Raw genomic sequence first — 20,035 nt, 5'->3', positions numbered from 1 at the left:
AATTCTTTCTCATTTTTAAAACCTGACAGCCTTGGATTTGCACCTAATGAATTTTTCTGCCATCGATGACTTTCCTTTTAAAACAAAAATGGGTATAAAGCCTCTGACTTTATACTCTGTCTCATTAACTTGACAAATTAGAAATTCCCTTTACTTATCAGTTAGTCTATATTTAAATTATAGTAAATTGGCAGACAATATTCATTGAATTATTCTGTAATCTTGATGCAATAAAACGTTTACTTTTTTTTCAGCAATTGTATTTTTTTGTACTAAATGCATCTATTTATTGTACTTCATTGTGTTTAAACTTATGTTGTAGTCTGTACGAAGAGGGTGTAACACCCACTATTTTTTTAAATACTTTTACAAAATATCCACAATCTTCAAAGCCCAAATCTATAGAAAGATTTTTAATGGAAATATCAGAAGTTTCAAGCAGCTCTTTTGCCTTTTTCATTCTCAATTTACTTATATAGTTGGAAAAATTCTCACCGGTCATTTTTTTAAAAAGTTTGCTGAAATAGCTGGAACTAATATTACATAAAGATGCCATTTCATCTAGACTAATGCTATGACAATAGTTATTTTGAATGTATTCTAAAGCTGGCCTCAAAATTATATTGTTCTTCTGTTCTTTTATTTCAAAGCTCTTGTTATAAATTCCCTTATTAATAGTATCAATTAAACTATATACTTTATCAGGTTCTTTTCCCTGTGTTATGTTTACATTTTTCATATTTTCATCTCTGCTTGTCATTGATATTATTTGACTCATTTCATTTAATTTTGTTTTTAGTAAAACTTCTTCTACATTTTTATTTCTGCTTGTCATTAATATTTCTTCATTCATCTCGTTTAATTTTATTTTTAATAGGGCTTCCTCTACTATATAGTTACTGATAAGAAATATCATATTGGCAACTGATTTAATCCTATCCAGTGAAACTACTCGAATTTTTTTATACGCTTCCTCAATTTCTTTTTTATCAAACAACTTTGCTTTTGTGAATCTATCTTCAAATATCAGTTCAAGATCTTTCTTTCGGCAATCCTCCTTAATTAAAATCTGACCACCCACCAATGCCCCTAAATATTGACCATCTACAATTACAGGTATGGCAAAAACCAATAGTCCCATATGACATATATACACATAAGGATGCTGCAGCCTGGCCGCTTCTAACCCTCCTCTTGAATCACACTTTTCACACAATTTGGAGTAAATACAGTTAGTTCTTATGATTTTACACAAATCACTACAATTACTATGCTTCGTAACAGGCGTCCCTTTATAATCAACAGTCAGTAGGGACGTCTCCACCACTTTTGATATAGCATCTTGAATCTTTTGAAAATTATTTACATTAATTATATAGTCTAAATTGGGAAAATTACTTTTCAAATTAATTCCTCCCTTCACAAAAAATATAAGTTAATTGTGAATACACAATTATTGGTCAGCTTAAATTTTAAGCATTCAGTAGATAAGAATTATTAGATACGTTATCAAATTTTTTATTGAAATGTTGAGATTGATCAGTTTTCTAATCCTATATGAAATCTTTATAGTTTATTTCTATTCTATAATTAATTATAATACATTTAACTTATACTAGTAAACAATCTATATATAATTACTGTTATTAACTTGTGATAATGTCACCTTGATATTCATTACGAACTAAAAAAAAGGCTTATTCAACCTTTTTTTATAACCTATATCAAGATATACCCTTGTTTTTTTCAACTCTTATATACACAAAATAAATCACTCCGAATATAATTCCCATCAGGCTAACCAACTGGGCAACTCTTATATTTCCCCACATCAAACTGTCTGTCCTCAGTCCTTCTATAAAAAACCTTCCTAGAGAATATAGCCCAATATAAGCTGATATTACAGCTCCCTTTCTATACCTTTTTCTCAATATATAAATTAAAACAACACAAACAAATAAATCCCAAATGGACTCATATAAAAATGTAGGGTGATAATATGTACCATCTATATACATTCCCCTTTGTATAAAAAGTGGAAACTTGCTTATAAATTCATAACTAACAGGACCCCCATGGGCTTCACTGTTAAAAAAATTACCCCACCTGCCTATTGCCTGGGCAAGTACTATAGATGGGGCCACAAAATCCATTATCTTTATAAAATTTAATTTTTTATATCTGCTGAATATATAGGCTGCCAGTATACCAAATATAAGCCCACCATGAATTGCAAGTCCACCCTGCCTTATATTTATCATATCAATGAGATTATCCTTATAATACGGAAATCGGAAAATAACATAATAGGCCCTGGCACCCACTATGGCAAAAGGAAAAGATACTAAAAATACATCTATCAAAACATCAAAATTATATTTTTTATACTTGCAATTTGAATTGGCCAGCAAAATAGCCGTCAGCATTCCTAATGCTATTATAATTCCATACCATCTTATTTGAAAACCATTAATGGAAAAAGCTATTGGATTCATACGTATATTACAACCTTTCCTAAAATTTAAATCTGCCATACTATTTGTTTTTTAAAACATAATCCCAGCTCCTCGCTAGAATTTCTATCTTATTATAGCACAATATGCAATATCTTAAATGCTCGATATATAAAATGCTTCTAATTACCCGTAAATAGATCTTTATAATTTTTTAATAACCCTGCTGGCCTTTCCTCTTCAAACAGCTTATATCTCAAATAGTCATCTACATATATACAAAGCGGCATCAGTGTAAACCACAATAATGCACACGGTACGCATATCTGCCCATATAGATTGCCCCAGCTGCCTGAATAATTCCATACATCAAGTTTTAACCATATGTTAAGGAGTATACCGCTTACAAATTCCAATACAAGAACTATAAAAGTGCCTATAACACATTCCTGCCACATTTTCCTGGCATAGAATTTAGGGCGTTCATTAAGTCTTCCTATTAAAAAAGCACTTAAACCTCCTACTACCAGCATACTTATATGAGTCCAGCCCCTCCATAGCCCTTCAAGCACCATGTATAAAGCACCCATTACAAATATTAAAATTAAATCCTTTTTTAAGTTGGAATAACTGTATCCCATATCACTTTTACACCTCCTCTTAAGTTTTACTAATATTTTGATATACAGTAGAATTAAACCCTTATACTATAATATCCTGGCAATCTCTATTTAATTCATTCTTCTCTCTATGCAAAATACAAAATAAGCACCCTAAATGACGGATGCTTATTCTATAAAATTTACCTTCTATTTGAATAACCTACATACCAAGTTCCATTTAATATTTCATCTGAACTTATAGGATCATTCTTATCGTTTACCAAATAATGTGACTCATCAATATCATTGGTATGATAATGCATTAATGAACCACCATATTTGCAATATATATCTCTATTGAGATCATTAAATTCAGTAAGTGCATCATTGAAGCTAATTACTTTTTTAACAAGTTTCCAGCTCTTATCATTGATATTAATTCTCTGAATATCCGATACTTCTAAATATCCGTACTCTCCTACACCAAAAGCATTTCCACTTTTATCTACAAATAATAAATCAGAATTTTTCTCCAATTTTTGTATCATTTCAGATACACTATATTTAGTTTTTTCGTCTTTGTCCATCACTAATTTCCTCTCTTCGTAAATCAATAACATTGTATGTTTTATATTTATATACGATTTTTGCAAATATTTTGAAGGACATTCTATTGAGTTTTTATATTATATCACATTTTTTACTACGCAAAATAAGCACCCTATAAAACAGGTGCTTACATAACAATAATAAAGGAGATCTATTTGCGGTTGCATTTAAGTTTATCGTGCCCTGCAACCACAGGCACTAATTTACACTTATAATTATTTTTAAAGAGGACAATACTTAAGAACTACTTATTTATAAGTATATATTATACTTGTTACATTCTAATGTCACATTGATAAACTATTTGTAAACAAAATGAAAAACACCAAGCATAAAGCTCAGTGTTTTCAGGCGGCAAGTAAATCTGTAAGCCGAGTTCTGTATTATAAATTTTACGGTAACATAAGTAAAATTATATAAAAATAAATCCTTGTAAAACACNAAGCTCAGTGTTTTCAGGCGGCAAGTAAATCTGTAAGCCGAGTTCTGTATTATAAATTTTACGGTAACATAAGTAAAATTATATAAAAATAAATCCTTGTAAAACACTGGTATATCTAGCTTTTTAGTTTTATACAGTTTAAAAAATAAAAATATATAAATATAGGGTTTTTCATATTAGTATGGCAATAGTATGGCAAAAATAAATTTGCCATACTATTTACCTTTTAATGTGTTACTAAAATTTCTCTACCATTATAGCATAAAAATATAGTAAGGAGCTAACAATTTTCGGTTAGCTCCTTATCTTGGTTAAAGAATAACAATAGAAAGTTTTAGAAAGTATTTTTAATTAGCAGGTGTAATATTTGCTTGACTCATTCCTGCAATATTAACTATATCTCCTTCTTCTACATCAAAAGTCACTTCGTTTACTCCTCCAGCTGACCCACCAAGAATTTCATTTACTTTTGGCATACCAGACTTATCATATACTACAAAATTTCCGCTTCCACTAGCAGGTACAGCTTTATACCTTCCCACAGCTATGTCTTCACCAGCTTTCCATACGCCACTATATAAAGATAACTGCTGTGCTTTTGTTACGAATGGAGTTGTTACAGGCTCAAAATGAGCTTTGTTTATACCCTGTAATTGTATCTTATCACCATCTGCAATTTCAACCCTTACTTTAGATACCCCCATTCCATTTGCTGCTCCTAATATTTCATTTATTTTTAAACTGCCGTCGCTGCCGTTCACTGTGAAATTGCCTTGCCCTTCAACAGGCGTAGCATCATACAATCCTGCCTGTACATCTTTTCCACCCGTAAAAGTTCCTGTACTTAAGTCTGTAGCGGTACCAGCCACCACTCTTTTAGATTCTTCCACTGGTTTTGGTGCAGGAGTAGTTTCCTTGGTTGCTGTTTCTTCAGTATCTGTACTACTGGAATCAGTATTAGCTGTATTAGCTGTGTTTGTATTCTTCGTGGTATTACCTGTATCGGGCAAGTTAGATGCCCCCACTATAAAAACAACAAATGATACTGCTAGAATAACCAAATTTCTTTTAGATTTTGACTTGTCCTTTTTTATAACTCCTTTTATTAAAAATATTATTGCCACTACAACTCCTATAAAGCCTATAAACATTAAAAATCCCATTATATTGCCCCTTTCATTTTTCTTTAATTGTAACAATATATTCATAATTTGTCCATATTTAGACATAAAAAATAAACCCTACCAGGTTTTAATCCCAGTAGGGTTTTAATTATTTCTGTACCGGTTGAGTAGATGCGGGAGCTGTTGTGCTTTGTGCTGTAGCCACATCTGCAATATCTTTCCCCTCTGCAAACGCAGGAGCCAATATACCACTACCTTTTACCTCTGCATTTATCTTGCCACAGATAGTTTCACGAAAATGGTCAAGCTCCTCCTGAGATATTCCAGGTATCTTTTCTGTTAGCAGTTTATCAAATTCTTTTCTCTTTTGCTCCCCAGCATTTGGTATAAATTTAAATTGCTGTTCCACTATATAGAATATATCCTGTGCAAGTTTATAGTCTTTATTGTACTGGTCTACTCCTAGCTGATTGATTAAAGCCTCCCTTTTCTTTTTCAAATAGGCAACTCCAATAGCAATAAAATAAGAGGCCAACGCCCCTGCAATACTTAAAACACCTTGTGTAATTATACTTGTTACATTTTCCATAATATATTACCTCCATAAAATTTTTATTTAAAACAATACTTTAGAGCCGCCTTGACCTTTATTATTGTTATAAACTACTACAGGTGCTCCACCCTTTCTAAGAGTAAGATAATTGCCCCTGTCTAGATGTATTCCCATATCACCATCCGTTCTTTTCTCAATGTAGAATGGTGTGTTTGGTATCGGGAATATATTTGCCCCTGTTGGAATACTGGTATCATAGTTTGGTACTGCCTGTGCTGTAGATGTAGTTTGTTCCCCGCTTGATATCGTCTGTCCTGTAATGCCTTTAACTATAGCCGTTGCCAGCTTTTCTGCATTGTATTTATTACAGTCATTTTTATTGTCACAGAAAAAAGGCTCCACTAAAATGGCTGCCATTTTTGTATATTTAAGAACATAGAGCCCTGGTTGACTTTTTGCTCCCCTATTGGTTAATCCCAAGGCTGTTGCAATTTCCGTTGATACTTTAGAAGCATATGTTTGTCCTGCAGCACTTACATATTCTACTTCACAGCCTGTGGCTTTATCTGTCTGGAAAGCATTTACATGAAAACATAAATGTAATTGAGAACCTATTGAATTAGCTTTGTTCACTCTATAGGCGAGGCTTTGCCCAAGTGTAAGTGGCGGACTAGCTGAAGGTGTACAGTTATAGCAGATATGTCCTAGTTTCTGTAACTTTTGTATTACCAGTGCGCCATATTCTCTGCAGTCTTTCTCCTCATTTCGATATCCAGAAGCGCCACGATCACCGCCAGTGCCATGCCCAAAATCATAAGTTATTATCATAAAAATCATTTCCTTTCTTATTTTTTTAATTGCTCTAGTGCTTTAACTAATTTTTGTGGTAGTGGAAGTCCACACTTCCCGCAGTTTTCTAAAATAGAAATACCCTCATTTGCTATATAAAAGTAGCAAACGAGGGTACGGAAAACCCATGTTCCATTATTTAAAAGCCTGTCTAAAAGTACTGCAACAATAAGCACTGCAAGAATTGAAGCCTTTTTTGCTATACCTTTATACCCGATTTTAGAGTTTACTTTGTTTCCTATCCATGCATTTAAAAGTCCTGTGCCGTAGTCAACAAACATAAATCCTACAAGTACCCTTAAACATGTATCCCACCCACCAAAAAAGTACGTTAACATGCTGCCTACCCCCGCCACCATAGTATTAAAAACGTGTCTATTCATGTCTAGCCTCCTGTTTAAATACTTTTAAATATAAAAAAGAGTTCTGGATTTCTCCAAAACTCTCTGTCTATTTAGTTCGCAAAATTATTCTATTACGTATTATGCAATGGTCAAGTATTTTTGTAACACAGCAGCCTAATTTGCTGAGATTCCAAATCTTGCCTTAAATGGAGTTAATCCATTATTGTATGTATGTGGCCTATATATGGTACAACCATATATAGGCCAATTATTTATTGATTTATTTAATTCTTCGTCATTATGGTAATAGTGATGATATATAAGTTCATTTTTGAGTGTATTGTAGTATTGCTCCATAGGTGCATTATCATATGGGCACCCGGCTCTGCTCATACTCTGCTTTATATTTGCTGAACTGCAGAATTCTACAAATTCCTTCTATGTATATTGCGCACCCTGATCACTGTGGAAGAACAGTTTTCCATTGATTTTTGGCTGTGATGAAAGGGCCTTCTTCAGTGTTCTTATAGCAAGTTCGCTTGTCATTTTATTTCTATTTAAGCTTGCTACCACAGATCTGTCATATATATCTATGATACTGCAGTTATATCACTAAGTTTAATTCCCTCTCTTTTTAAAAGAAAATTCATAGTTCTATAACCGGGTCTGCCTTCAGTTTCATGGTATATTTTTTGATTTCACTATATATTCTGTGTTTTTTATGGATATAATCTAATTTTCTTTCTTTTAAAAAATTATAATATGCATTAGGATGCATATTATAATTTTGAGAGAAGCCATCTTAATCCAAAATATTTACTATTTTTCTTTATAAATCGATAAACCACTAATCGATTTCCTTCGCAAAAATGCCGCAGCTTTTTTAAGAAATCATTTTCCTTTTTGATTTCTTAAAGTTGTTTCGCAACTTGTTAATCTCCTGCATTGAATCGTATTCCTGTTCAGTATCATGGTTTATTTCGCATTCTTCGCGGTATTTTTTTATCCATAGTGCTATACTTGTCCTTAAAGCTTTATATTCTTTTGATATGCTCTTCAGTGTTCTTCCTTCTTCTAAATGAAGTTTTATTATTTTTTTCTTGAATTCATCTTCGTAGTTTCTTTGCATTTTTGTCTCCTCCTAATAAATATTTTAATTTATTAGACTATCATGTTACAACTTTAGTTTATCACTACATTATTTAGTTTGGACAAAGCAACTATTTTACTGTTCTTGACACATGCTGGGTTCCCCACTATTAGGCTACCTTCTTCACATTTAAATTTTGAAGGAACTACTGTTCCTAATCCAATTATCGAGTTTGATGGTATTGTAACACCAGGTGCTAATAATGCAGACGAACCAATGTAAATATTTGTACCGATATGAGTGGGTTTTGGTATAAGTTCATTATCTTGCAAAGATATTTCATGTGACCAAATTTGTGTATACGCACCTGCAATGACTACACTATCATTAATATAAATACCACCACCTGAATCTAAAATATGTCTACTTGTAATTCCACAATAATCACCACAAATAAAAGTATTTGCCCATCCCTTATAATTACTACCAACTATTCTGTTAAGATTACCTATCTTATTATTTTTGCCTAGTTCTAAATACTTTAAATCCTTTAAAACATTTAAATTACCTATTTGAGTCCCATTTTTAATTAATACCTTTTTAGCATCTACATAAGACAAACCGATATGCACATTTTTACCTATTTCCCACTTAAAAACCTTTTTATAAATAAAAATTTTAAATACATTAGGTGCAAAAATAATAATTAGCAAAATAAATCTTCTCATTATTTTCACGGAAATCCATCTCCTATAAAATTGTAATATTTATAGTATTCGACATAACTACAAGATTTCCTTCAAAAAAACTATTGCAATTTAGATATAATAAACATTTGATGCAATAACCGTTTCCGTTGAAGTATCACCAAGAAATTTAAATGTATTTCCAGGTGGAATAATAAAAGAAAATTGTTTATCTTGTGTAGTCCCTGTAACTGCTCCATTTAAAATTCCCATAGAATTTCCATTTAAAATTAATTCGTAGGCTGTGCTATAACTTGTTGCATTAAAGCGCATCATTAAATTTAATACTAAGCTTCTACCACCTGTATTTATATAAGTTTTGTTTAGTTTAAATGTGGTATCTTTGACCAAATCATCAGTATTATATAGAATGTTAAAAACATTATCTGTTATATATCCATTTGCTCTTATTGCAACTGTTGGATCTGAACCATTTGTTTTTACAACTCCTGTCATATAAGGAACAGTAAATGATTTTTTATTAGCACTAATAATAGTACCACCTATTACAAGAATATTCCCTATAAAAGCATCTGTATCTAAATTCACATATGAACAACATATAAGTAAAACTGGAAATGTTGATGTTCTATTATCTATAAATTTTCCACCAGTTGAGAATGGATTTTGGAAAGAGCAATTATTAAAATTAATCATATCAGTCTGAGAGGTAACATCTGGATTTAATGTTACCTCTGTGGGTGTAGCATTTATTTGTATCATGTAGTCAGTACTGCTCCATACAAAATTGGCATTATTAAATTTAATATCTCTTGCACCTTTAACAAAAATTTTACCTTGTTCAAATTTACCGCCATTAAATTGAATACTTCTAACTTGCATTTTTACATTTGGATTTTCATCATAAATTTCAAGGTTTGAAGTAACTCCTAATTCGGTTCGTAGCTTATATAAATCGACTGCGTTTGTTACCTCTGCTGTAGAGGTAGTCATAATTAAATTTCTATTGCATTTTAATATTTCAATTCCGTCTAGTTCAGTATCAAATTCATTTTGTAATTTTATTCCTTTATCTAATCCAAAAATAGTTATATTTCTTAAAGAAGTTGCTCCATTTCCAGAGCCTAAATAAATACCGCTACCAACTTGCCCACTTGTATACGTCGCAGTTATTGGTGAACTTGGACTACTTGTAAATCCAATATCTTCAATAGAAATGGCTTCATGTCTTGATGTATCGTTATATAAATTTGTTTTTAAGGCGTAATCATCATATGCAGGGTTAGGTATAATCCACGTAGCACCTCTTACACCTCTTAATTTTACTTTTGAGTGCAAAATTACCCCGTGTAACATATATTTTCCAGCGGGAAGAAATACTTCACCACCTCCGTCTGTTGTATGGTATAAGTCGTCTGAAACTTTACTACAATCATTTATAGCTTGTTGCAAAATATTCGAACAATCAAAATTTGCGTCAATATCTAATGATTTTACACCATAACTCATTAGATTTATTCTACGCTGTAGTAAATCATTCATATTATCCGCCATTTGCGAACTAAGTCCGTCTATACTATCTCCTAAATAATTATAATTTATTGACCCGTCTGTTTTGACAATATCATTTCTGCTCATATTATCATCTCCTATAAATAAAATCCAAAGTGGTTAAATGTAACTGCCACAGCACTACTAGCTATACTGGATTTGGAATATACATCTATTTGTTTTATATAAGTACCATCTTTAATTAACTGCATCAAATCTGCATTACTTAGAGAAGTTGTTCCTACTGCTATGGCCGTCTTTTCTAATGTAGCGGTAGTTAGATCTCCAAAGGTTATTTTTATAGTGGCTGTTATCGTCTCAGTTCCAAAAGTACCTCCAAATACTACATCTATCCCCATAGGATTAATCGATGTATATCCTGTGGGTGGTGTTAAACTAACTGTGGTACCATTCGTATCAGCAGTTGCAGAAGGATTGGCTGTTACACTTTTTTTATAGTTATTATGGATAGCTAATTTACTGGCTTTTATTCCTGCGTTATCATTTATATCTATATCTTGGATTATTCCAGCTTTAAAGTTACCATTGTTTTCGTGCTTCAGATTAAATTCATCCCATCTAATAGGTTTTTGGGTTACTGTAGCTGGGGCTGTTAATTTCATGTCTCCCTGGTCAATACCCTTAAAACTTCCATCATTATTATGCTTCACAGAAAATTCTTCATATCTCACCGCTTGGCCGCTCTGCGAAGCTTGTGCGTCAAGCCCCATTTCCGCTTGTAAAACAGGAGATTCTAATTTTCTGTTCAATACTTCAGGCAAACTAACTTGCTCACCAATTGCATAGTTTGTTTTACTCATGTTAATTCCTCCTTTATGCTAATGTAACATTACCTAATAAAACTGGATTATGTGGCAATATAAAATCCCCTATAGTTAGACCGTTTAAATCTATAACATTAGGGAACATCTGTTGCCTTAATGCAGTATCCAGTTGAGCAACTAAGGCGTCATAAACAGTAGTATTTAAAGTATCAATCCATACCCATTCAGCACCATCATACCTATATAGCTTTCCCGTATCCAATACCCTAACAGTCCAGAATTTTTGTGGTGTAGGGTAGGTTGTGGCTATATCATCATAGGTAGCTACGGGACTTTTTAGTATCATCTGTGAAGTATTGATCATAGCCAGGTAACCGGATACCCTATTATTCTCGGCTTCAATCCTCGTAGATTCGTTAGCCTGTCGGGTATTTTCATTGAATTGCCTAGTACCCTCATTTGTTGCCCTTTCAGCTTCCGCATTTTCTCTTGCGCTTTCATTGGTTTGCCTAGTAGATTCATTGGTTTGTCGGGTATTTTCATTTTCTTGTCTAACAGCCTCACTCTGTTGCATTTCAGAAAATTCTTGTTGTATTTCAGAAAAATCCTGCTCAACTGTATTTTGACTATTATTTATATTTGTTTCAAATTGGTTCACATCTCCAGCTATTTTTTCAATTCCTCCAGCAAGAGACTCTCTTACATCTCTACCTTTTATGGCCTGCCTTATAAAGGCCGTTTCTTTACTTACATCAACCGGCATTATGCACCACCTCCTGTATGGCTTGCCACATAATCTTCTACCCATTCCTGGGTTGCAATCTCTTCATTGTTTGCTCTTATACTACTACCTTCTAAATGCAATATTCCGTCTGTACCAATCCCTAAAGACTCATACCCATACACACATGGCATTGGTATCCCAAAGAAATTTATAAAACCCACTGTCATTTGCAAATCCCCGTCTTGGTAAAAATCTACATATTGATCATGCAATATCATGTAAGTGCTTGTATTAGAAGTTTTCATTTCTTCTGCAATCATATTTTCTGTAGTTATATTCTTGTAGATTCCTCTATTTGCCGTAACATCATTTAGGGTGGCATCATTGGCAACTATATTTCCATCTTCATCTACTCCGAATACTTTTTTGTTGGCGTTGTTTATGCTTATACCTTCTTTGCCATTTGCTAGTATCTCTACATTCTTATCCTTAGACACAACCCTTAGTCCATATTTATAACCTAGCTGCACACCACCATATACACCAGTCCTAGTTACATTACTTGACTGCATATCATTTATACTGCTCTCTAACCTCTCTGGTTTGTTAGAAAGGGTAAGACTTGGATTCCAAGGTTGGGATAAATCCACTTCCATTTCGGCCACCTTGTATACATCATCAACACCGAGCAGAGGGCATACAATATGCACAGACGTTGTAATGTCTATGCTATCAGCAGGAATACCCGTAAGAGTACTTAAATCCAATGCAGACATTTCAAGACTTCCAGTAGGTTGTGTATATTGGCTTAGGTCTGCTTGGCACTCTGTTTTTAACTGTTCATCATCCTCTATATCGCTGTAACCAGCCTTTTGATATATAACTCCATATTTAGACCTTGCTATTGGATCTTCTAAATAATTTTTACCATCATTTACGTTTTCTATAGTTAATCCATTTGCTCCCACAGGAATAATCCTGGTGCCAAAAACAGAACTATCATCTACACTTAAACTTTTTAAATTTTCTCCCAAATTTACATTTACAATTTTATCTTGTGGTGGAGTACTTAAATAATCTAAATAATTAACTCCATTTTCTGTTCTAAACTGCAATACCCCTTTATTTTCATTGATCACATATTTCTGTATGGCCTCTAATGTCGTTTCAAAATCGCTAGTAAAAAAAAGCCAATCCTCAACATCTATAGCGCCAGGATAGACTTTTTTATAATCCTCAATTCCGGAATTGTTATGCGCATTTAAAAATTCTGTTATAACTTCCTCCGGCGTTTTATCCTCATATATCTCACTGCCTACCCTGGTATCATTTAGATAGTTCATAGCACCTTCACACACAACCTCTTTAGTTACGATCCCACCATCACTCATGCCTTTAGCAAAAGTAAAAACTCGACCATTAAATATATCCTTATTGGTCCTTACATCCATAACCCTTACTTTTGTTGTGAATCTGTTTATAAGGTTATAACCGGGATTGTTAGGGTATATTGTAAAATTCAAACTTCCGGCCTGACTCCTTTTGAGATTTATTTTGGGTTCTACAGCTTTAGGGGCTTCGGGGTCAGGATAATGTATTATAGTTTCTACATCACCATTCATTACAGAAATCTTATACATCACAAAGCCTCCCATCTAAATAAAATCTTTACTGTTCCATTACTGGAAAACGCTAATTCATTCTTACCATTTTGTAACTTTAATCCCCAGGGTTTATTATCTCCTGCAACTAAATTATAGGTTTTACCACCATAGGTTAAAGTCATGGCAGCGCTACAATTTATTACCGGTGTTATCATTCTTCCATTGTTATACATAACTACGGTTGTTTCTTCGTCTATAGTAAATTCATTCGTGTATTGTGTATAATCAGTTAAAAAGCAGAATGTATCCCAAATATCATCCCCCATATAACTTGTGCTATATTTAAATGGGTCGCATACAAAATCTACACTTAGTAGTCCATATCTAAGAAATTTATCCCAGTCCGGAGCATCCTGCACTTCGGCCATAAAATAAAATTCCGGCATAAAATCAAGTTGCAATTTTTGTTTGCCGGAATCCATAAGCCACTCTAAGGCCTGCCTATATATTATGTGCAGTTCCTCAACATTGTAGGCTATTATCCTAAGGGTAACCGTTACTGTTCTAGTATCATATACCTGCTCTCCATTACTTCCTACTGTAGAAAAATCATATTGCCCATGCATAAAAGGTACACTATCCATTATTTTCTTTTTAGAAGGGGCATTTATAACTTTATCTTCTGCATAGAGACCCATATCTTTCAAGCTGTGTCTTCCGTTAAAAGTTATACCATACATACTAAATCCCCCTCCTATCTAAAACTAAGTTCTTGCCCTGTATTTTACTCACATAAGGAGTTATAGTTTTAGCCACTTGTTTACTATCCAGATAAGTATTAGTTACTATGGTTGCAGGTTGTGAGGCTTCCAGATTAATACTCTGTACTCCAGAAGTAGCAGCAGCCGCTAGATTCAAAGAACCTGCTGCACTTTGTAACCCTGCGGATGTCGGAACAATTCCAAAATTTTGTACCTCAGAGATAGCAGCCTTAAGATTATCAAACATGGCTTGCAGCTGTGTCAAAGGTCCTTGAAATCCTTCCACCAACCTTGTACCCAAATCCTGCCCAGCCAACTTATAATCTTCACCATAATTGTGTAGCAGAGATACAAGTTCCTGCTGACTGCTGTTCATGAGAGTTTTTTCTGCCTCTGCTTCTAAATTCGCGTCGGACAACTTCTGGTCATAAAAACTATCCAGAGAAGATAACGTCTGATCCTGCTGGTCCTTTATAGCATCAATCTGGTCTTGCAGGCTTTGTTTCTGCTGGTCAAGCTGCTCCTTCTGGTGTCTCCTATCTCTGGTCTTTATTAGATCATCAAGCTCATCCTGGAGTTCCTGCCTTTTTTCAGCCCCCCAGTGCATAGATAATTGTCTTCTTAGTTCTGCCTCTTTGTCTGCGTCGTCTTCATCCTGATATTGGTTATCAAGAGAACTTTCCTGGTCACTTATAGCGTCTATTTTCGCCTGAAGTATTTTAGTTTGGGTATCTGTGGCAAGTTTGACCTGCTTTTCTGCTGCATCTTTTTCATCTTCATATCTCTGTTTTAGAGCGTCTTTAACCTTATCGTTAACTTCGTTGATATCATCAATCTGGGTATCTTTAAATTTGTCTGTTAAATCCTGTATATCTTTTCCAGTTTTTTGATATGCATCTCTTAAATCTTGTACTTTTTTCAACGCCTCAATAGCCTGGTCGGAATTAGCACCGTATTGAGCAACCAATTTATTATACTCGCTAGTTAAGATATTAATTTCTGTAGATTGGTCTGTCATAACTCCTAATAAATTTCTTAGATCAGTCTTATAATCTCCAGTAGAGGTTTGAAGCTGGCTGATTGAACCATCAAGTTCGGTAACTGCTCTGTCTGCTGTTATAACACCATTACTATAATCTTCAAAATATTTTGTTCTTGCTGTCCTTTCTGGCATAATCGCATCTGCTAATGTTGTTCCTAATTTTATTGCACTGTTATTTATATAAAAAGAAGCATCATTCAATCCATCTTTTAAAGCCTCGGAGAAATCACTAAGCCATGAATTTACATTGGTTACCATACCTTCAAAGGTATCTTTTATTACGCTTACCTTATTGGCTATACCATTCACGATATTATCCATAGCAGAAATAACTTTATTAGAATTATTATTTATGCCATCCGCAAAGTTTTTCATCATATCGGGAAACCAGGTATCGTCATCTTTAAGTGGACCCTCATCCGGTGTTGAATGGTGGAGCAAACTTCTTATCTTATCCGCGACCCAGGTTACAGCATCTCCTACAGCCCCAAACATAGACTTTATACCGTTAATAAGCCCTTGTATCATATCCTTGCCCCACTGTAGGAAGGAAGCCGGCAAACTTTTTATATAGCTTATAGCAGAACTAAAGCCACTGCGTACTATTCCACCTAGCGTTGATAGGGCAGAACTTATGGCATTTTTCATAGCATTAAACATTGTGCTACCCAAACTTGCAAGAGTGCCGGGCAGACTTCTAAAGAAGTTCAAAATTCCATTCCATATACTTTGTATTGTAGAAATGGTTCCACTAACTATAGAAGAAATAGCTGATTTCATACCCTCCCAAGCCGCACTCGCTATAGAAATAAGTCCATTCCATAATCCACTTAAAAAGCTTTGTACACCAGTCCAGATAGAGGTAATGATAGAGGCCATTCCACTCCATGCAACACTTAATACAGAGGCTATTACTTGTACGGCTCCACTGAATATGGTTTTTATACCATCCCATATAGCGGAAAAGGCTGATTGTAAATTGCTCCATATCATTTGCGCATCTGCACTTAGCTGAGTAAAATTACCCGTTACTAAGTCCAATATTAATAATATTGCTCCTAAAAATACATTTTTAATAATTTCCCATATTCCAGTAAAAAATGAAGCCAATCCTGAAAATATTGTTTGTATTCCTGTTATGGCCCCACTAAAATTAGTAGTTATGAAACTTGATATAGCCGCTATTGCTGTACTAAATACCGTTTGTATTGTAGTCCATATAGTAGAAAAGAAGGTTGCAATACTTGTAAATATGGTCATTGCAGTGGTTGAAATGCTGGTCCATACAGCGGATAGGGTTGCCGTTATAGTACTCCAGTTTTGATATATCAATAAAGGTATTCCAATAAAAGGGGCAATAATAGCTAATATAACAGTACCCCACTGAGCAAAAAAACTCTGCAGCCATGTCCAGAATGAACTAAACACCTGTTTTATTCCTTCCCAAAGTCCGGAGAAGAATGTTGTTATAGGAGTCCAGTAAGTTTTTATCAATATCGCTGCAGCAGCTATAGCCATTACAGCAATTCCTATGGGACTTGTTATTGCCGTGAATACTAATCCTATTCCTTTTATAACTGCCACTAATCCCGCAATAGCCGGTGTAGCCGCCGCTGCCCCTGTGGTAATAACTCCTATAGCCCCTGCAACTGTACCTATAATGGTAAAAGCCCCGCCCAAAATTAAAAGTAGTGGCCCTAACGCCGCTGTAATTCCTGCTATCACTAAAATAACTGTTTGAGCTACTGGAGACAAATTACTAAATGCTGTGGCTAAATTACCAACAAAATTAGCAATAGCTGTTATCGCGGGGGCTAAAGCTTCTTGTACTTTTATAGCCGCTGTTTCCAGGGCACCAAACATTTGCTCAATAGCTTTACTTGTATCCCCCATCTGGCTTGCTGCCAATCGGGAGGCTGAACTCTGATCATTAGTCGCTTTTGTATATTTTGATAAACCTTTAGCACCATTGTTCATCAAAATGCTTGCAGCTCTTGTAGCATCACTCCCAAAAATTGTATTCATAGCAGCCTGTTTCTGCGCGTCGGAAAGTCCACTCATTTTTGACTGTAATTCTTGGGCAATGCCTGCCGCATTTTTCATATGTCCGCTACCATCCCAAACATTTATGCCTAGCTCTGCCATCTTAGCCGCGGCAGTATCTGTTGGTGCTCCTAACCTCTGTAACATGGTTTTCAAAGAAGTACCTGCATCACTGCCAACAACTCCCGCATCCGCGAACTCACCTAAAACCGCGGTAGTATCTTGTATACTCCACCCTACTAAATGTGCTTGCGCCGCGCACTGCGCTAACCCTTCTGTAAGAGGCTCAACATCTGTACTGGATGCCGCTGCCGCTCCAGCCAAAGCATTAACAGCTTGAGTTGATTGAGTTGCAGAAAGACCAAAAGCCCCCATTGCCTGTACAACGGTATTGGCAGATACACCTAATTCCATACCGGAAGACGCCGCCAAATCCATTGTAGCTTTAAGTGCTCCACCTTTAATTTGTGCCTCTGTAAGACCGCCTTTGGCAAGCTCGGTTATAGCATTTCCTGCTTGTGTTGCAGAAAATTGAGTGTCTTGTCCAGTCTTGAGCGCCAAGTCTCTCAAACCACCCATTTGTGCCATAGGCTTGTTAAGCGCTCCTGCTGCCTGGCTCATAGAAGTTTCAAAATCATTTCCTACTTTTACCGCCGCAGCCGCTGCTCCTGCAATTGGAACTGTAAGCCCCAGGGTCATAGTCTTCCCTAAATCTCCAGCAGTCTTACCAATGCCAGTCAACTTCTGACTCGCTGCATTAGCTTTTTCTCCGAAGGATTGAAGCTCTGGGCCTGTACTTTTTAGTTGGCTTTCTAAGTTTTTCAGCTTGCTTTGTGTTATATCTATCTCACGTTGGAAAGCCCTATATTGGCCCTCAGATATTTTGCCACTGGCAAACTGTTGATTAACCTGTTCCTCAACACTTTTTAACTGATTTAACTTCTGCCTGGTGGTTTCAATAGATTTACTTAAAAGTTCTTGTTTTTGCGCAAGTAAAGTTGTACTAGAAGGATCAAATTTTAGAGCCCTATTAACCTGCTTTAATTCACTTTGGATTGATCTGCTCTGCTTATCTACATCGCTTAAAGCCTTTCCTAGCCCTGTAGTCTCGGCTCCTATAACGACGTTAATTCCTCGTATTGTCTCAGCCATATATTCTCACCTCCTAGCCATAAAACTTATCTATATCAGCTTGTGTTGCCCTTCTTCTAGCGTTCTTTTTGTTTTTCTTGGTATCAAAAGTATCTCCATATTTTTTGGAGAACTTAAAAAAGTCCTTAACTCTAAATAAATTCAATTCCTCCAAACTCAAGTGTTCTCTCTTTGCCATGGCCATAATTACAAATTCAATATCTTCATCTAAAGGTTCATCATCATTTTGACTTTGCGGATTTTGGGAATTTTGCTCTGGCTCCATGAAAAAACCCGTCTGTGGCTTCCTCCATTACAGCCACAAGAAAATTCTGGTCAGTAAAATCTACATTTTCAAATCCAGATAACCATGCTTCAAAAGACGGAAAAGATTTTTTATCATTAAATTGTTCGGCCTTTGCCATAGCCCATGTCATTTGCAATACACTAAGTAAATCTATTTTAGAAATATCATCCTTGACCTTTTCAAGTGCCACTATAGAACCAATTAGATCGGATTTAAATTCCTGTTTATAAAACAAAAGAGCCAACGGTGTGGCCCTTATTTTTACCTCTTTATCGCCTAGCTTTATTTCTCTCATTTAAATACCTCCTAAGGTGTTGTGACTGTTACTGTACAAGCTGCTATTTTGCTGCTATCACCGTGTGCAGTAGCTACTATAGTTGCTGTTCCTGCTGCAATCCCTGTTACTTTTCCAGCACTATCTACAGTGGCCTTTGTAGGGTCAGAAGATACCCAGGTAACTTGTTTATCTGTTGCATTTTCAGGCGTTATCGTTGCGACTAATGTTTCATCTGCACCTACGGCAAGGGAAGTTTCTGCTTTATTTAAAGTTATTTCGGTGACTGGAACAGTTACAAAATCAGGAAGCAGAACCGCATCAAAGAAATTATTAAATTTCTCTGCATTTGTATCATTCAACTCGATTTTACCTTTTACTACTTGCTTACCACTAATTTCAATAGGTGTCATTGTTAAAGCTACAGTCTTGGTATCTGGTTCAGTACTATCGCTTTTACTATTTAGATCACCTGTAGGCCTGCCAGAAGTGACATTATAATAAATAAATTTTCTCTGTTTAACATCTCCGCTTATTTCTCCCATAAGGGCAAAGCTCTTCCTTTGTGCATCTGCAACTTCTACTAACATTCCATTACTATCCCTTATATATCCAAGAACATCTATCTTAAAATCGTCCGGTACGTCAGCAGCTTCAAAGTCTCCGCTATAGCCGTTGTTACTATCAACAACATAATAGGCTATATCATCTGCATAAAATACGTTCTGGTCTCCTTCTGCGTCTGGGGATAGGCTCACAGCACCAGGGTAGGGCTTAGGCACTCCATAAATGGGATTACCTTGTTCATCTTTGCCGGTTATAACTGCATAGTGTGTATTTTTCAATCCGAAAGTCACCTTGTTCTCGCTCATTATTTCTCATCCTCCTTGTTAGTTAATTCTTTTACTCTGTCTCTAATTTTGTGTTTTACATCAACCGGAACCCTTCCATCTTCTAAGACATCTAGCACTATTTTTACAAACTCCTTGAAAATATCTGTATCTTTCAAAGAAACTTTTACAGACAAGCTCTCTGCCATT

Annotated in this window: 19 protein-coding genes and 1 pseudogene; all 20 read right to left on the bottom strand. The window is 35.0% G+C overall.

Features of this window, described 5'->3' with window-relative positions; genetic code table 11:
• Window positions 1–286 precede the first annotated feature (286 nt).
• Window positions 287–1,405 carry a PocR ligand-binding domain-containing protein gene (locus ACFHWD_RS16990; protein WP_378062774.1) on the bottom strand — a complete coding sequence of 373 codons (1,119 nt, stop codon included), beginning with the start codon at window positions 1,403–1,405 and terminating at the stop codon, window positions 287–289.
• A 319-nt stretch (window positions 1,406–1,724) separates the two neighbouring features.
• A complete protein-coding gene (gene lgt / locus ACFHWD_RS16985; RefSeq protein WP_150358919.1) occupies window positions 1,725–2,495 on the bottom strand; it encodes a prolipoprotein diacylglyceryl transferase in 771 nt (256 codons plus the stop codon).
• A gap of 140 nt (window positions 2,496–2,635) precedes the next feature.
• Window positions 2,636–3,094: a hypothetical protein gene (locus ACFHWD_RS16980; protein ID WP_150358920.1), complete on the bottom strand. Its 459-nt coding sequence runs from the start codon at window positions 3,092–3,094 to the stop codon at window positions 2,636–2,638.
• Between the two features lie 161 nt (window positions 3,095–3,255).
• Window positions 3,256–3,642 (bottom strand): hypothetical protein, encoded by a 387-nt coding sequence (locus tag ACFHWD_RS16975; protein ID WP_150358921.1) that lies wholly within the window; start codon window positions 3,640–3,642, stop codon window positions 3,256–3,258.
• Window positions 3,643–4,453: 811 nt separating this feature from the next.
• A complete protein-coding gene (locus tag ACFHWD_RS16970; RefSeq protein WP_378062773.1) occupies window positions 4,454–5,335 on the bottom strand; it encodes a hypothetical protein in 882 nt (293 codons plus the stop codon).
• 43 nt (window positions 5,336–5,378) lie between these two features.
• A complete protein-coding gene (locus ACFHWD_RS16965; RefSeq protein ID WP_378062772.1) occupies window positions 5,379–5,819 on the bottom strand; it encodes a hypothetical protein in 441 nt (146 codons plus the stop codon).
• 27 nt (window positions 5,820–5,846) lie between these two features.
• Window positions 5,847–6,611 carry an N-acetylmuramoyl-L-alanine amidase gene (locus ACFHWD_RS16960; protein WP_378062771.1) on the bottom strand — a complete coding sequence of 255 codons (765 nt, stop codon included), beginning with the start codon at window positions 6,609–6,611 and terminating at the stop codon, window positions 5,847–5,849.
• Window positions 6,612–6,628: 17 nt separating this feature from the next.
• Window positions 6,629–7,015 (bottom strand): holin family protein, encoded by a 387-nt coding sequence (locus ACFHWD_RS16955; protein WP_378062770.1) that lies wholly within the window; start codon window positions 7,013–7,015, stop codon window positions 6,629–6,631.
• A 135-nt stretch (window positions 7,016–7,150) separates the two neighbouring features.
• A pseudogene (locus ACFHWD_RS16950) lies at window positions 7,151–8,105 on the bottom strand (DDE-type integrase/transposase/recombinase).
• Between the two features lie 53 nt (window positions 8,106–8,158).
• Window positions 8,159–8,803, bottom strand: a complete 645-nt coding sequence (locus ACFHWD_RS16945) for an acyltransferase (protein ID WP_378062769.1) — start codon at window positions 8,801–8,803, stop codon at window positions 8,159–8,161.
• A gap of 81 nt (window positions 8,804–8,884) precedes the next feature.
• Window positions 8,885–10,411, bottom strand: coding sequence for a hypothetical protein (locus ACFHWD_RS16940; protein ID WP_378062768.1), 1,527 nt, complete (start codon window positions 10,409–10,411; stop codon window positions 8,885–8,887).
• Window positions 10,412–10,422: 11 nt separating this feature from the next.
• On the bottom strand, window positions 10,423–11,106 hold the full coding sequence (locus ACFHWD_RS16935; protein WP_378062767.1) for a hypothetical protein: 684 nt from the start codon (window positions 11,104–11,106) through the stop codon (window positions 10,423–10,425).
• A 52-nt stretch (window positions 11,107–11,158) separates the two neighbouring features.
• Window positions 11,159–11,872 (bottom strand): hypothetical protein, encoded by a 714-nt coding sequence (locus ACFHWD_RS16930; RefSeq protein ID WP_378062766.1) that lies wholly within the window; start codon window positions 11,870–11,872, stop codon window positions 11,159–11,161.
• Window positions 11,872–13,473, bottom strand: coding sequence for a phage tail protein (locus tag ACFHWD_RS16925; protein ID WP_378062765.1), 1,602 nt, complete (start codon window positions 13,471–13,473; stop codon window positions 11,872–11,874). Before ACFHWD_RS16925 ends, ACFHWD_RS16930 begins: the two co-directional genes overlap by 1 nt.
• Complete coding sequence (locus ACFHWD_RS16920) at window positions 13,473–14,177, bottom strand: distal tail protein Dit (protein ID WP_378062764.1); 705 nt, start codon at window positions 14,175–14,177, stop codon at window positions 13,473–13,475. The genes ACFHWD_RS16925 and ACFHWD_RS16920 overlap by 1 nt, the downstream gene beginning before the upstream one ends.
• A 1-nt stretch (window position 14,178) precedes the next feature.
• Window positions 14,179–18,435 (bottom strand): phage tail tape measure protein, encoded by a 4,257-nt coding sequence (locus ACFHWD_RS16915; protein WP_378062763.1) that lies wholly within the window; start codon window positions 18,433–18,435, stop codon window positions 14,179–14,181.
• A 13-nt stretch (window positions 18,436–18,448) separates the two neighbouring features.
• Window positions 18,449–18,700 (bottom strand): hypothetical protein, encoded by a 252-nt coding sequence (locus tag ACFHWD_RS16910; protein ID WP_378062762.1) that lies wholly within the window; start codon window positions 18,698–18,700, stop codon window positions 18,449–18,451.
• Window positions 18,657–19,016: a hypothetical protein gene (locus ACFHWD_RS16905; RefSeq protein WP_378062761.1), complete on the bottom strand. Its 360-nt coding sequence runs from the start codon at window positions 19,014–19,016 to the stop codon at window positions 18,657–18,659. Before ACFHWD_RS16905 ends, ACFHWD_RS16910 begins: the two co-directional genes overlap by 44 nt.
• A gap of 11 nt (window positions 19,017–19,027) precedes the next feature.
• Window positions 19,028–19,867: a major tail protein gene (locus ACFHWD_RS16900; protein WP_378062760.1), complete on the bottom strand. Its 840-nt coding sequence runs from the start codon at window positions 19,865–19,867 to the stop codon at window positions 19,028–19,030.
• A complete protein-coding gene (locus tag ACFHWD_RS16895) occupies window positions 19,867–20,034 on the bottom strand; it encodes a hypothetical protein (protein WP_378062759.1) in 168 nt (55 codons plus the stop codon). The genes ACFHWD_RS16900 and ACFHWD_RS16895 overlap by 1 nt, the downstream gene beginning before the upstream one ends.
• Between the last annotated feature and the right edge of the window lies 1 nt (window position 20,035).

The sequence above is a fragment of the Clostridium sp. MT-14 genome (assembly GCF_042436595.1).
GTDB classification, from domain to species: Bacteria; Bacillota; Clostridia; order Clostridiales; family Clostridiaceae; genus Clostridium_B; species Clostridium_B aromativorans.
This window is presented reverse-complemented; position numbering and strand designations above follow the sequence as displayed.